A 13931-nucleotide genomic window follows, 5' to 3' on the forward strand; every position below is an offset into this window, starting at 1 on the left:
ACACCACCGTGTATGGGGCTATCTTCATCCGCCTATAAGGAATACAACGTTGGAGCACGTTTCGACAGGGACCCTCATCATTACCTTGGTGATCATGATTGTGGTCTCCGCTTACTTTTCTGCGTCAGAAACCGGCATGATGACGCTCAACCGCTATCGCCTGCACCACCAATCGAAAAGCGGCAACCGCGCTGCGCGCCGGGTTGAAAAACTGCTGCAGAAGCCGGATCGCCTGATTGGCCTGGTGCTGGTGGGCAACAACCTGGTCAACATTCTGGCTTCAGCGCTGGCGACCATCGTCGGTATGCGGCTGTACGGCGATTTCGGGGTGGCCATCGCCACCGCAGTGTTGACACTGGCCGTGTTGCTGTTCGCCGAAGTGCTGCCCAAAACCTTCGCCGCGCTGTACCCGGAACGTATCGCCTTCCCTAGCAGCGTGCTGTTGGCACCGTTGCAAAAGGTGATGTTCCCGCTGGTCTGGTTGCTTAATAGTATCACCAGCCTGGTTTTACACGCCTTTGGCATTCGCACCAATGTGCGGGTAAACGATGCGGTCAGCAAAGAAGAATTGCGCACAATCGTCACAGAATCCCAGGCCCAGATTTCACGCCGCAATCAGGACATGCTGATTTCGGTTCTGGATCTGGAAAAGGTGTCGGTGAATGACATCATGGTGCCGCGCAATGAGATCGTCGGCATTGACGTCAACGGCGAGTGGAAATCCATCATGCGCCAGTTGACCCACTCGCCGCATGGCCGCATTGTGCTTTACCGCGATTCGCTGGACGATGCCATTGGCATGCTGCGGGTACGCGAAGCCTATCGCCTGATGACCGAGAAGAAAGAGTTCAATAAAGAAAACCTATTGCGCGCAGCCGATGAAATTTACTTTGTGCCGGAAGGCACCCCGCTCAACGTGCAGTTGGTGAAGTTTCAGCGTAATAAAGAGAAAGTGGGCATCGTGGTGGATGAATACGGTGATATTCAAGGGCTGGTGACGGTCGAGGATATTTTGGAAGAGATCGTCGGCGACTTCACCACCTCCATGTCACCCACGCTGGCCGAAGAGGTCAACCCACAGGGCGACGGCTCGGTGCTGATCGACGGCACGGCCAACGTCCGTGAATTAAACAAGGCCTTCAACTGGAACCTGCCGGCGCACGAAGCAAGAACCATTAACGGTATGCTGCTGGAAGCATTAGAGGATATCCCTAATGCCGGCACATGCGTGCGTATCGGGCTGTATGATATTGAAATCCTGGACGTGCAGGACAACATGGTCAAACACGTGCGGGTTATCCCGCTTCGCCCGTTGCAAGCCAGCGTGCAAGGGCATTGATCGCCCCCCGGAAGAAAGAAAAAAGACGCGGGCAACCGCGTCTTTTTTTACTTAAGGCACAAAACGCACAGGATTAAATGTGCAGTTCTTTCAGCGTCTCTTTCGGCAATGCCAGTTCATCATTGTGGTTAATCACCACATCATGATCCAGAATGTGCTGAGCGATTTCCTGCGCCTCTTTCAGGGAGTGCATGTGGTAAGTACCACACTGATACTCGTTCAACTCCGGAATTTTGCGCTGGTCGGTGACTTTCAGCACGTCCGCCATCGCCGCCTTCCAGGCCTTAGCAACACGTTGCTCATCCGGCACGCCAATCAGGCTCATATAAAAGCCGGTACGGCAGCCCATCGGTGAAATATCGATAATTTCAACGCCCTGGCCGTTTAGATGATCACGCATAAAGCCGGCGAACAGGTGCTCCAGCGTATGGATGCCACGCTCTGGCATCACTTCCTTGTTGGGGATACAAAAACGCAAATCGAACACGGTGATAGTATCGCCATGAGGCGTCTTCATGGTCTTCGCAACGCGAACAGCCGGAGCTGCCATGCGAGTATGGTCTACGGTAAAGCTATCCAGCAGTGGCATTTCGTCGCCTCCTCGTACAATCGTATCTGTTTAAGAATTTTTTTAGCTACCAGGGAAACCTTTTCCAAGCCCGCGAGTCTGAATATGTGAAAGACGCGCATTTGTTATCATCATCCCTGTCATCAGAGATGTATATTTGGCCACAGTGATGTGGCCTTTTTCTTTTCAGCCCTCGCCGTTAAGCTGCAGGAACTGTTCAAAGCTTAGCGTATCGCTGGCTTCTTTGTTGTGCTGGCGTTGCCATGAAGCCACCTGTTCGGCATTAAAATCCGCTTCCGTCAGGATTTCCAGCGGTTCTTCAATCAGCATATTTCTGTACTGACTTGCCAGTTCCAGGCCCACCCGCCCGGCGCCTTTTTCCTGCATGGCTTTCAGGATACGCGCGGAATAGGTCAAATCAGGATCGTCGAACGCGGCCACCAGCGCATCACAAGCCTGCTGATACTGCTGATCCCCGGCGTCATTATCCAGCACTTCAGCAACGCGGCGTAAGTCGGCAAACAACGCTTTCCCTACCTGGTCCAATGGTTTGGTGGTGTCTCCGCAGCCAAAACCAATGGTCTGGCCCGGTTTGCGCCCTTCCAGTATGACCCGGTTCCAATTTGTGCGCGTACATAGCAACTCATCGCTGCTCATTTCCGGCGCATCCGCCAACGCACACCATACCAAGAACAGATCGAGGAAACGCGCCTGCACCGCATCAACGCCTATCGGCGAGAAGGGGTTGATATCCAGTGAGCGGACTTCAATGTACTCAATACCGCCGCGCAGCAGAGCATCCGACGGCGTCTCACCGCTTTTTGTGACACGTTTAGGGCGGATCGGTGCATACAGTTCGTTTTCAATCTGCAGTACATTGCTATTGAGCTGCAAATAACGATCGTCACCCTGGCTTTTCACGCCTAATTTGGCGAACTCTTCAGAAGGCGTGACGATCGCTTTCTTTAACCCGGCGACGTAGGTATGCAGATCGTTAAACGTAATACCCAGGTTACTTTGCGATTTGTTGGTGTAGCCCAAATCACTCAGCCGCAGTGACGTTGCATACGGCAAGTAAAGCGCTCCGCTGTCGGTTCGTTCGAACGGCAGCGCAGTTTCACGCCCTTGCAGGAACGAGGAGCAGATCGCCGGCGAAGCACCAAACAGATAGGGGATCACCCAGCCAAACCGGTAATAATTGCGGATAAGGCGGAAATAGCCTGCGGAGATCTGTTCTTTGCCGCTTTCTTCATCCTTTACCCCTGCCCACGCCTGCCAGAAAGCCAGCGGCAATGAGAAGTTGTAATGCACGCCGGAAATGACCTGCATCAGGGCGCCATAACGGTTCTTCAACCCTTCGCGATACAGCGTTTTCATCCGGCCAATATTTGAAGAGCCATACTGGGCCAGTTCAATATCCTGCTCGGCGCTGATGAAGCACGGCATGCTCAGTGGCCACATGCGCTCTTCGCCCAGATTCCGCGCCACGTGACGGTGGATATCGCGCAGGAACGTCAGCATGTGTTCGATATTGTCATCAACCGGCGTAATGAACTCTAACAGCGCCTCGGCGAAGTCTGTGGTAATCCATTGATGCGTTAATGCCGCGCCCAGTTTCTCTGGATGCCCAGTCGTGGCGAGCGTACCGTCTGCGGTGACCCGCAGTGTTTCCCGCTCAATGCCACGCTGGATCCCTTTTAAAGCATGGGGATGGCTTTCCAACCAAGAAAGCGCTTGTGATACGTCCGGGATCAAATCGACCTCCCGCTGATAAAAGAATAACTCGTAAGCATACTGAATCTGCACCCGAGAGAATATTGAGTTATATTCATTTCGTTAATGCCACCAGGCAATTCCCTGCAACGTTATCACCGCCAGGACGATATAACGCAGCGCTTTTCCAATGCACAGAAACAGCGCGACAGGGCCCCATGGCATCCGCAGCCAACCTGCCAACACGCACAACACATCACCGACTACCGGCATCCAACTGAGCAATAGCGCAACCGGCCCAAAGCGTTGCAGCCAATACTGTGCCATTCCCAGCCCCGGCTGGGCCTTCAACGTGGGCAACAGGCGCCCAATAATGACGTTTGTCAGCCCACCAAGCGTATTCCCCAGGGTAGCGGCCAATACCAGCCACTCAGGTTGCGTAACGCCGTTTGCCAGCAAGGCAACTAATACAATTTCTGAGTTTCCCGGTAACAGGGTCGCACTTAGGAAACTGCTGCCGAACAATGATACGAGAGCTAGCGTACTACTCACAGCGCCCGAACGTCCACCACTGCCATACCGGCGCGTTGCGCTGCCTGAATACCGAAATCGGCATCTTCAAACACAACGCATTCTTCAGGCGGCACGCCAATCAGGCCCGCACAGCGTAGAAAGGTATCTGGCTCTGGCTTATGACGCGTAACGTCGTCGGCGCCAACAATTGCATTGAAATACGGCAATAGCCCCAAATGGCGCAGCAACATCTCGGCCATCCGGTGTTCACTGCCCGTGCCTACGGCCATTGGCCGGCGGCCATGATAAGCCTTTACCACGTCAATTAACGGCAACGGACGAACCGTATCCAACAGCATAGCCTCGACAACCTGCGTTTTCTCTTTCGCCAGGGCATGAGGGTCAAGATCCGCGCCGTGGCTTTCAATCAACGCTTGGGCAATACGCCAGGTTGGCGAGCCATTTAACGCGATGACTTTTTTTTCATCAAATACCATGCCGTACCGAGCCAAAACGTCGTGCCATGCCTGGCGGTGCGTAGGCTCGGTATCCAAAATCGTCCCGTCCATGTCAAAGATCAGACCCTGGAAATGATCGTACATTGCAGCCCCATGCGTATTAAATGAAAGTCATCTACTTTAGCGTAAAGCGGAGAAATTGTCGCTGCATGTGCGGAGGGGGAAGTGCCAAGCGGTTAGCATGGTGGTGAAAAAGCAAAAAACCCGCCGAAGCGGGTTTTTCTGATAGGGCATATTCAGGAGGATGACTTGGCGCTAACGCCTTGCCCTGTGGGCCGTTGCTGAAACAACGTTATCTTCCCTAAAATACTTTTTACTTACCACACGAATGCAGATTGCTCTTCGCGATACGTGAGGTTAAATATGGTGCATCCAGGAGGATTCGAACCTCCGACCGCTCGGTTCGTAGCCGAGTACTCTATCCAGCTGAGCTATGGATGCACAGAATTTCTTTTTGATACTGTATGGCACGTTGTTGCTACCCCACCATACTGCAAAATATGGTGCATCCAGGAGGATTCGAACCTCCGACCGCTCGGTTCGTAGCCGAGTACTCTATCCAGCTGAGCTATGGATGCACAGAACTTCTTTTTGATACCGTATGGTACGTTGTTACTACCCCACCATACTGCAAAATATGGTGCATCCAGGAGGATTCGAACCTCCGACCGCTCGGTTCGTAGCCGAGTACTCTATCCAGCTGAGCTATGGATGCAAATGGCGGTGAGGCGGGGATTCGAACCCCGGATGCAGCTTTTGACCGCATACTCCCTTAGCAGGGGAGCGCCTTCAGCCTCTCGGCCACCTCACCAAACGCCTCTTTCGAGTGTGCGATGAAAACTTTTGTTAAAGCTCATCGGCACTGCGTGGCGCACATATTACTTTCCCCGCCTTATAAGTCAAACAATTTTTCCCAACTCACTGCCGTTTGCACAATTCCCACGCAACATGGGCACTTTCACGGCAAAATGGGAATATTATCAACAGGCAACGGAGGATGAACGGAGAAAAAAAATGAACGGCAATAACAAGAAAGCAGGGAGTAACGGCAAGGGGATGCCCAACAGGCAAAAGTCGTGGACAGCGCCTCGCTTAAACAACGAGACGCTGTTTAGAAATCAGTAAGTCGTCTGCTGAGACTTTTCGGCCTGGATACGCTGATAGATTTCTTCGCGGTGAACAGACACCTCTTTGGGAGCATTCACGCCAATACGTACCTGGTTGCCCTTTACTCCTAGCACTGTGACCGTTACCTCATCGCCAATCATGAGGGTTTCACCAACTCGACGAGTCAGAATTAGCATTCTTTGCTCCTTGGTATATTAAAAGAGTCGGGTCTCTCAGTTTCCCGGCCATTATCCATCATACATGGTGAAAACGTAAGCCATGACATTAACAATGGATGTTAATGAGCTTGATATCACCGCAGCTAATGGTAAGTCTAGCCGACCTGAAAAACTTTGTTCCCGTAAGTGTAACAACAATGTAGCAGCACAGTAATGAAATGCCATAAACAACAACTGTTTATAGCATTTCCTTGTACTATTTATTTATATTTCACAGTTTTGAAGCAACCCAAGCCTCTACGCTGCCCAGCGCCGCAGGCAACGCATTAACATCGCTCCCGCCTGCTTGCGCCATATCCGGGCGGCCACCGCCTTTGCCGCCAACCTGCTGTGCGACATTGCCAATCAGCTCGCCGGCTTTAACCCGGTCTGTCAGATCTTTGGTCACGCCGGCAATCAGGCTGACCTTATCATCCGCAACCGTAGCCAGCACGATAATCGCCGATCCCAACTGATTTTTCAGATCGTCAACCATCGTCCGCAGCATTTTCGGCTCAACGTTGTTTAACTCGCTCACCAGGAGCTTAACGCCATTAACCAGCTTGGCCTTGCTCGACAACGATGCGCTTTCCTGCGCAGCAGCCTGATCTTTCAACTGCTGCAGCACTTTTTCCAGCAAGCGGGTACGTTCCAGCACGCCGCGCACTTTATCAGCCAGCGTGTTGCTGTCGCCTTTCACCAACTGGGCAACGTTGTGGAGCAAATCACTTTGCTGATGCAGCGAAGCGATAGCGCCCTCGCCGGTCACCGCTTCAATACGGCGAATACCGGCTGCAGTACCGGATTCGCTCATGATGCGGAACAGACCGATATCGCCCGTACGCCCGGCGTGGGTGCCACCACACAGTTCGGTGGAGAAATCGCCCATGGTCAGCACACGGACACTCTCGTCATACTTCTCGCCAAACAGCGCCATGGCGCCTTTTTCTTTCGCCTTCTCCAGCGCCATGATTTCGGTCTGCACCGGGAGGTTACGGCGTACCTGCTGATTGACCAGATCTTCAACCGCACGGATCTGTTCCGGCTTCATCGCTTCAAAGTGCGAAAAGTCGAAACGCAGGTATTTGTCATTCACCAACGAGCCTTTCTGCGCGACGTGCTCGCCCAGGATCTGGCGCAGCGCGGCATGCAACAAGTGCGTCGCCGAGTGGTTCAGGCGGATACGGTTACGGCGAGCGACATCAATCACCGCATCAACGGATTCGCCAACCTTCAACGCCCCTTGCGCCAGTTGGCCCTGATGGCCGATGGCTTGCCCGTATTTTTGGCTATCACTAACCACAAAATCACCGGCTACGGCTTTCAGCACGCCTTTATCGCCAACCTGCCCGCCAGACTCGCCATAAAATGGCGTTTTATCCAGCACCACGACGGCCTCTTCACCCGCGTGAATTTCATCCACCGGCTGGCCGTTACGGAATAAAGCGGTCACTTTTGCCGGCTGTTCGTTATGGTCGTAACCGCAGAACTGGCTGGCGCCATCCACACGGATCACGTTGTTGTAGTCAGCGCCAAAGCCGCTGGACTCACGCGCACGGGAGCGCTGCGCTTCCATCGCGGCTTCAAAGCCGGCTTCATCAACCTTCAGCCCACGTTCACGGCAAACATCTGCCGTCAGATCCAGCGGGAAGCCGTAAGTATCGTAGAGACGGAACGCGGTTTCGCCATCCAGGGTATCCCCCTGCAGCTTGCCCAGCTCGTCATCCAGCAGCGCCAGGCCGCGTTCCAGCGTGCGGGCAAACTGCTCTTCTTCCGTTTTCAACACCTGCTCAACCGTCGCCTGCTGGCGCTTAAGCTCGTCAGCGGCTGGCCCCATCACGGCGATCAGCGGCGCAACCAGCTTATAGAAGAAGGTCTCTTTCGCACCCAGCATATTGCCATGGCGGATCGCACGGCGAATGATGCGGCGCAGCACATAGCCACGGTTTTCATTCGATGGGATCACACCGTCGGAAACCAGGAAGGCGCAGGAGCGAATATGGTCGGCAATCACGCGCAGTGATTTATTGTCCAGGTCTGTCGCACCCGTCACTTCCGCAACCGCTTTGATCAGGGTGCGGAACAGATCGATTTCGTAGTTGGAGTTCACATGCTGCAGTACGGCGGAAATACGCTCCAGCCCCATGCCGGTATCAACGGAAGGCTTCGGCAGCGGTTGCATGGTGCCATCAGCCTGACGGTTGAACTGCATGAAAACGAGGTTCCAGATCTCAATATAGCGATCGCCGTCCTCTTCCGGGCTGCCCGGAGGGCCACCCCAGATATGATCGCCGTGATCGTAGAAAATCTCGGAGCATGGGCCGCATGGGCCGGTATCGCCCATTTGCCAGAAGTTATCGGAGGCATACGGCGCACCCTTGTTGTCGCCAATGCGAATGATACGTTCCACCGGCACGCCCACGTCATCACGCCAGATGCTGTACGCTTCATCATCGGTTTCATACACCGTGACCCACAGCTTTTCTTTCGGCAGATTAAACCAGCTCGGGCTGGTCAGCAGTTCCCATGCGAAGATAATCGCATCGTGCTTGAAATAATCGCCAAAGCTGAAGTTGCCCAGCATCTCGAAGAAGGTATGGTGGCGGGCGGTATAGCCAACGTTTTCCAAATCGTTATGCTTGCCGCCTGCGCGCACGCAGCGTTGCGACGTTGTCGCACGGGAATAGGCACGTTTGTCCAGCCCCAGGAAAACGTCTTTGAATTGGTTCATCCCGGCATTGGTAAACAGCAACGTCGGATCATTGTTAGGCACCAGGGAGCTGCTCGCTACAATCTGGTGACCTTTACTCTGGAAGAAATCGAGAAACGCTTGACGGATCTCAGCGGTGCTCTTGCTCATATTTTTCCCGGAAAGGCAGAATAACGACACGTGAGCAAGAAACTCGACATCCTATGATGGCATCTGGCTCACGAACAAAAAGTGGGGATAAGATAAATTTTCTTCAGAGGGAAGTAAAACCCCGTGTGCGTTCATTGCGCAAAATCGCAATAAATAGACTGGATTTCTTCACGGAAGAAGCCACGATAAAGCAGATAGCGCTGTACTTTGGCTTTATCTTTCCACTCGGTTGGCAACTGTTCACCAAATTTGCGCTGGGCAATCTGTTGCGCCAAGACACACCAGTCGATCGTACACTCTGCCAGCGCGGTACGCACGATCTCTTTATCGACCCCTTTGCGCAACAGTTCAGCACTGATCCTCTGCGCGCCATACCCCTTACGGCTACGGCTGCCAATATAGCTTTGGGCAAAGCGCTGGTCGTCCAGCCAGTTGTGCTGATAACAATAGGAGATAACCTGGTCGATGATTTCAGGAGAGACGGGTTCATCGGGGCTCTGCTGCCCGTGTTTTGAACCCGATCGAGCTTGCGGTACAAACGGCTGCGCCGCAAGTTTGCGGCGCAGTTCAGCTTCACTATGATCGCGTTGAGACAGTAAGCGCATGGCGCGGCTTAGCAGTTCATTCATCATTTTAGCCTGTATTTTCACATGCATGCCTGGCGGCATGCATGTACATCAGCAAAGATTAAAACTCTTCACTGGTTTCAGCTTCGCTATCGTCAAACCCTTCGCTGGTAGCGGATGCCGGCTCATTGCTGTTATGCAGCAACAGATCGCGCAGCTTTTTATCCAGCTCGGCGGCAATAGCCGGGTTTTCTTTCAGGAAGTTGCAGGCATTTGCCTTGCCCTGCCCGATTTTTTCCCCATTGTAGCTATACCAGGCGCCGGCTTTTTCGATCATCTTGTGCTTAACGCCCAAATCGATCAGTTCACCGCGGCTGTTGATCCCTTCGCCATACAGGATCTGGAATTCAGCCTGCTTAAATGGCGCAGCGATTTTGTTTTTGACCACTTTGACGCGGGTTTCACTACCGACAACTTCATCGCCGTCCTTGATCGCGCCGATACGGCGGATATCCAGGCGAACAGAAGCGTAAAACTTCAGCGCGTTACCCCCGGTCGTCGTTTCCGGGTTACCGAACATCACGCCAATTTTCATACGGATCTGGTTAATAAAGATCAGCAGGGTATTGGCGTTTTTCAGGTTACCAGCCAGCTTACGCATGGCCTGGCTCATCATGCGCGCCGCCAACCCCATGTGCGAATCGCCGATTTCACCTTCAATTTCCGCTTTCGGCGTCAGCGCCGCAACGGAGTCGACGATGATGACGTCAACGGCGCCGGAGCGGGTTAACGCATCACAGATTTCCAACGCTTGCTCGCCGGTATCTGGCTGAGAACACAGCAGGTTATCGATATCCACACCCAGCTTCTTGGCGTAAATAGGATCCAGCGCGTGCTCGGCGTCGATAAACGCACAGGTTTTCCCTTCACGCTGCGCGGCGGCGATAACCTGCAGCGTCAGCGTGGTTTTGCCTGAAGATTCCGGCCCGTAAATTTCTACAATACGCCCCATCGGCAAGCCACCGGCACCCAAAGCGATATCAAGTGAAAGTGAACCGGTGGAGATCGTTTCCACGTCCATGGAACGGTCTTCACCCAAGCGCATGATGGAGCCTTTGCCAAATTGTTTTTCAATCTGGCCCAGGGCTGCTGCTAACGCTTTTTGCTTGTTCTCATCAATAGCCATTTTTGCTCCTTCGTTGCGCAATGCCGGTGGTCGCCCACACTGCTACAGAATAATTGTTGTGCAGGTAATGCCGCTGATTATACTGTATGAGCATACAGTATCAAGCCTAATTTTATAAAAATTCATCAAGCGCCGTTTGCAAAGAATAGGCGATAGCCTGTTCGCGCACCGCATTACGATCGCCATCAAAACGCACCTTGCGGGCCAGCACCTTGCCCGAACGCCCGGCAAAGCCGAACCAGACGGTGCCAACCGGTTTCTCCACGCTGCCGCCATCAGGCCCGGCGATACCGCTGACGGCAAGCGCCAGGTCGGCATTGGCCGCATGCAGCGCGCCCTGTGCCATCTCGCGCACCACCTCTTCACTCACGGCACCGTGTGCTTCCAGCGTTGCTGACGCCACGCCCAGTAAATCATGTTTCGCCGTGTTGCTGTAGGTCACAAACCCGCGGTCAAAATAGGCCGAGCTGCCGGCAATATCGGTGATCGCCTTGGCGATGCCGCCGCCGGTACAGGACTCCGCACAGGTGATCCACTGGCCATGTGCTTTTAGCCTGGCTCCAATGACCACACTAAGTTCATGCAGCGTATTCCCACTCATGATCCCTCCTTAGAGAAACGAATATATGTGCCCGATAGTAGCATTTATCAAGGCCTACCAGCGATTGCACTACGCAGGAGATGCGTACCGTTGCGCAGAGTAATGCGGTTTGATGCCGCGGAACAAGCTGCTAGTATCAAACGTATCCCGTTTTTCCGGGCCGATTCTCTTATAGAGGCACATGATGGTAGGGGCCGCCCAAACACCGGCCAGGAAAACAATTAGGATGATAGAGTGAAAAAAACGCTGGGCATTTTCCTTCCGCTATACACCACTACCCTCTTTCTGCTACTGGGGTCTGGTCTGCTAACCACCTATATCTCACTACGTTTGAACGCGATTCATGTCAGCGGCGGCCTGATCGGGGCTATCATTGCCGCCAACTATATCGGGTTAGTGATCGGTGGCAAAGTGGGCCACTTCCTGATCGCCCGTGTCGGCCATATCCGGGCCTATGTCGCCTGTGCCGGTATCATTACGGCAGCGGTGATCGGCCATGGGCTGACTGAATATCTTCCCGTTTGGGTCATGCTGCGCCTAATTATCGGCTTGTGTATGATGTGCCAGTTCATGGTGCTGGAAAGCTGGCTTAACGATCAGGCCGAATCCAGCCAGCGCGGCATGGTCTTTGGCGTCTATATGGCGGCGACTTATCTGGGAATGACGTTAGGCCAGGTGGTTTTGATGGTCCAAAGCGGCCTTGGCATGAGTACGCTATTGGTGATCGCACTGTGCTTTGCCCTGTGCCTGGTGCCAATCGCACTGACAACCCGCACCAACGCGCGCCATATGTCGCCGGCTCCGATGGAGCTGCGCTACTTTACCCAGGCGATCCCGAAAGTGCTGGCCACCACGCTGGTTATTGGCATGCTGATTGGCGCATTCTATGGCCTGGCGCCGGTATACACCAGCCAACAGGCGTTGAGCACGCAACAAACCGGGTTGTTCATGGCGATTGCGGTTTTCGCCGGGCTGGTAGTGCAATTTCCGCTCAGTTGGCTTTCCGATCGCTATAACCGCCAACTATTGATGCGTGTGAACGCTATCCTGCTGGTGCTTGCCGCCCTGCCCCTTGCCGTACTGCCCCAGATTCATTTCCCGGTACTGTTAACGTTGGGGTTTGTCGTCAGTATGCTGCAATTCACCCTCTATCCGCTGGCCGTCGCGCTGGCCAACGATATGATCGAGCCCGAGCGCCGCGTCTCGCTAGCCGCTTGTCTGCTGATGGCATTTGGCGTGGGCGCCAGCATCGGCCCGTTAATCGTTGGCCTGCTGATTCAACCGCTGGGCGGCAACATTCTTTATGCCTTCTTTGCGCTTTGCGGCGTAATGATTGTGGCCTTCAACCGTTCCGTGAAAAAAGACGAGGAGCAGTTTGTCCAGGATGCGCCATTGCCCCATGTTCCCATGCCGGATAGCCTGGTCAGTTCCCCGCTGTCGCCTGCTCTGAACCCGGCGTTTGACGAACAGATGATTCAGGACACCATGCCACCGCCGGAAACCGCGCCCGAGCCGCCAGCAGAGGGAAACGCCAGCCCGCAGAGCCAGGCCGACGAAGCAACGGCAGAAGATGAGAACGCGCCCCCGCAAGGGGCGGATCCTGATGAAGATACCGGGCTGAAAAAGGCCTACACCATGCTGTAGGCGCTTTGTGCATTAAGGCCGCTAGGTCTGCGCTGGTGAAATTACACGGAACGAAGGGGGAATTGTTTCCCCCTGACTAGCCCCTTATTATCAAGTACCCGCAGCAGCGGCTCGCCAGAAATGCCAAGCGCAACAACAAGTTATTTCACCGGATTCAACTCTGAACGTGGAATAGCGACTTCTGGCACCCCGTACTTGGCTAAAATGTTCTTGTAGGTACCATCGGCGATTAACGAGTTAATGGCTTCTACCCAATATTTCGCATTACCGGACTGTTTGCTTACTGGAATACCGGCATACGTCGTGTCGATGATGGGACCAACGCGTTTTAAATCGGACTGGCTCTTCAATAACCAACCATTTTCACCGGAATAACCAAGAGTCGCATCGGCGCGGCCGGAGCGAAGCGCCAACCAGGTGGCCCCACGGTCGGGGAACTGGCTGACGGTAATCGTTTTTTTACCTTCGGCAATACACTTTTCTGACTGTGCTTCAAACGTTTTGGTTGAAGGATGGCTCGCCAATAGCGCGATCGTTCGGCCACAGAAATCGTCCAACGAGGCATTCTCAGGAATATCCGTTTTTTTTAAGACAATAATCTGGTAACCGGCATTGACGGTTGAAGCAACATCCACCACGGCCTGGCGTTCGGTGGTGGCATCCAGTCCGGCGGCAACGGTGAATTTGCCTGACTGAATGGCCGGGATGACTGCGGCAAAATCACCACTGGTCACCTCAACTTTAGCGCCTAATCTCGCAGCAGCGGCGGCGGCGATATCATAAAAATAGCCGGTCGGTTGGCCTTGATCGTTTTTGAAAGACAACGGCTCCCAGTCATACTGAATCGCCATGACCACCGTTTTTCCAACATACGGGGAATGCGGGATAATATTGCTTTCGTCTGTTGCCCAGGCGTTTGAGCAACTGGCAACGGCTAACAGTTGGCCGAGGGTTAAGGCTAATGCATGGATTCTCATTTCTTTTGATTTCCCTGGTGTGAGTATATGAGTCAAGGCTACCGAAGCGGCGATATCCCCTTTATCTTTCAAGTTGCAGCGGTGACCCGGCTAATCTCTGTGTTGCGCCCCAACGGGCCGC

12 protein-coding genes and 4 tRNA genes are annotated in these 13931 nt (G+C 53.7%); 2 read left to right on the forward strand and 14 right to left on the reverse strand.

Features of this window, described 5'->3' with window-relative positions; translation table 11 throughout:
* The first annotated feature begins 49 nt into the window (after positions 1-49).
* Positions 50-1339 (forward strand): HlyC/CorC family transporter, encoded by a 1290-nt coding sequence (locus ACN28Q_RS08300; RefSeq protein WP_145957815.1) that lies wholly within the window; start codon positions 50-52, stop codon positions 1337-1339.
* Between the two features lie 73 nt (positions 1340-1412).
* On the opposite strand, the gene luxS is transcribed toward ACN28Q_RS08300, so the two are convergent.
* The 13 genes from luxS to pncC form a co-directional block, all read right to left on the reverse strand.
* Positions 1413-1928, reverse strand: coding sequence for an S-ribosylhomocysteine lyase (gene luxS / locus ACN28Q_RS08305; RefSeq protein ID WP_095845912.1), 516 nt, complete (start codon positions 1926-1928; stop codon positions 1413-1415).
* Positions 1929-2093: 165 nt separating this feature from the next.
* A complete protein-coding gene (gene gshA, locus ACN28Q_RS08310) occupies positions 2094-3662 on the reverse strand; it encodes a glutamate--cysteine ligase (protein ID WP_095848964.1) in 1569 nt (522 codons plus the stop codon).
* Positions 3663-3743: 81 nt separating this feature from the next.
* On the reverse strand, positions 3744-4172 hold the full coding sequence (locus tag ACN28Q_RS08315) for a YqaA family protein (protein WP_095845913.1): 429 nt from the start codon (positions 4170-4172) through the stop codon (positions 3744-3746).
* On the reverse strand, positions 4169-4735 hold the full coding sequence (gene yqaB, locus ACN28Q_RS08320) for a fructose-1-phosphate/6-phosphogluconate phosphatase (protein ID WP_095845914.1): 567 nt from the start codon (positions 4733-4735) through the stop codon (positions 4169-4171). Before yqaB ends, ACN28Q_RS08315 begins: the two co-directional genes overlap by 4 nt.
* Positions 4736-5015: 280 nt before the next feature.
* Positions 5016-5092: transfer RNA gene (locus ACN28Q_RS08325), tRNA-Arg, on the reverse strand.
* Positions 5093-5152: 60 nt separating this feature from the next.
* Positions 5153-5229: transfer RNA gene (locus ACN28Q_RS08330), tRNA-Arg, on the reverse strand.
* 60 nt (positions 5230-5289) lie between these two features.
* Positions 5290-5366 (reverse strand) — tRNA-Arg (locus ACN28Q_RS08335).
* A gap of 3 nt (positions 5367-5369) precedes the next feature.
* Positions 5370-5462 (reverse strand) — tRNA-Ser (locus ACN28Q_RS08340).
* 307 nt (positions 5463-5769) lie between these two features.
* Positions 5770-5955 (reverse strand): carbon storage regulator CsrA, encoded by a 186-nt coding sequence (gene csrA, locus ACN28Q_RS08345; protein WP_004091602.1) that lies wholly within the window; start codon positions 5953-5955, stop codon positions 5770-5772.
* Between the two features lie 253 nt (positions 5956-6208).
* Positions 6209-8836 carry an alanine--tRNA ligase gene (alaS, locus tag ACN28Q_RS08350; RefSeq protein ID WP_095845915.1) on the reverse strand — a complete coding sequence of 876 codons (2628 nt, stop codon included), beginning with the start codon at positions 8834-8836 and terminating at the stop codon, positions 6209-6211.
* Positions 8837-8967: 131 nt separating this feature from the next.
* On the reverse strand, positions 8968-9465 hold the full coding sequence (gene recX / locus ACN28Q_RS08355; protein WP_095845916.1) for a recombination regulator RecX: 498 nt from the start codon (positions 9463-9465) through the stop codon (positions 8968-8970).
* 58 nt (positions 9466-9523) lie between these two features.
* On the reverse strand, positions 9524-10588 hold the full coding sequence (gene recA, locus ACN28Q_RS08360) for a recombinase RecA (protein ID WP_095845917.1): 1065 nt from the start codon (positions 10586-10588) through the stop codon (positions 9524-9526).
* 112 nt (positions 10589-10700) lie between these two features.
* A complete protein-coding gene (gene pncC / locus ACN28Q_RS08365; protein WP_095845918.1) occupies positions 10701-11189 on the reverse strand; it encodes a nicotinamide-nucleotide amidase in 489 nt (162 codons plus the stop codon).
* A 234-nt stretch (positions 11190-11423) separates the two neighbouring features.
* Here pncC and ACN28Q_RS08370 point away from each other — a divergent pair, with 234 nt between their 5' ends.
* Positions 11424-12833: an MFS transporter gene (locus ACN28Q_RS08370; RefSeq protein WP_095845919.1), complete on the forward strand. Its 1410-nt coding sequence runs from the start codon at positions 11424-11426 to the stop codon at positions 12831-12833.
* 140 nt (positions 12834-12973) lie between these two features.
* Here ACN28Q_RS08370 and ACN28Q_RS08375 read toward each other — a convergent pair whose 3' ends face one another.
* Complete coding sequence (locus tag ACN28Q_RS08375) at positions 12974-13882, reverse strand: transporter substrate-binding domain-containing protein (protein WP_131928963.1); 909 nt, start codon at positions 13880-13882, stop codon at positions 12974-12976.
* Positions 13883-13931: the final 49 nt, after the last annotated feature.

Origin of the sequence: Gibbsiella quercinecans (genome assembly GCF_002291425.1) — a bacterium.
Lineage (GTDB): Bacteria > Pseudomonadota > Gammaproteobacteria > Enterobacterales > Enterobacteriaceae > Gibbsiella > Gibbsiella quercinecans.

Bases quoted from the DNA above. Each gene is read 5' to 3' on its own strand.
- luxS (WP_095845912.1), bottom strand. From the start codon at position 1,928: ATGCCACTGCTGGATAGCTTTACCGTAGACCATACTCGCATGGCAGCT.
- yqaB (WP_095845914.1), bottom strand. From the start codon at position 4,735: ATGTACGATCATTTCCAGGGTCTGATCTTTGACATGGACGGGACGATT.
- csrA (WP_004091602.1), bottom strand. From the start codon at position 5,955: ATGCTAATTCTGACTCGTCGAGTTGGTGAAACCCTCATGATTGGCGAT.
- alaS (WP_095845915.1), bottom strand. From the start codon at position 8,836: ATGAGCAAGAGCACCGCTGAGATCCGTCAAGCGTTTCTCGATTTCTTC.
- recX (WP_095845916.1), bottom strand. From the start codon at position 9,465: ATGAATGAACTGCTAAGCCGCGCCATGCGCTTACTGTCTCAACGCGAT.
- recA (WP_095845917.1), bottom strand. From the start codon at position 10,588: ATGGCTATTGATGAGAACAAGCAAAAAGCGTTAGCAGCAGCCCTGGGC.
- pncC (WP_095845918.1), bottom strand. From the start codon at position 11,189: ATGAGTGGGAATACGCTGCATGAACTTAGTGTGGTCATTGGAGCCAGG.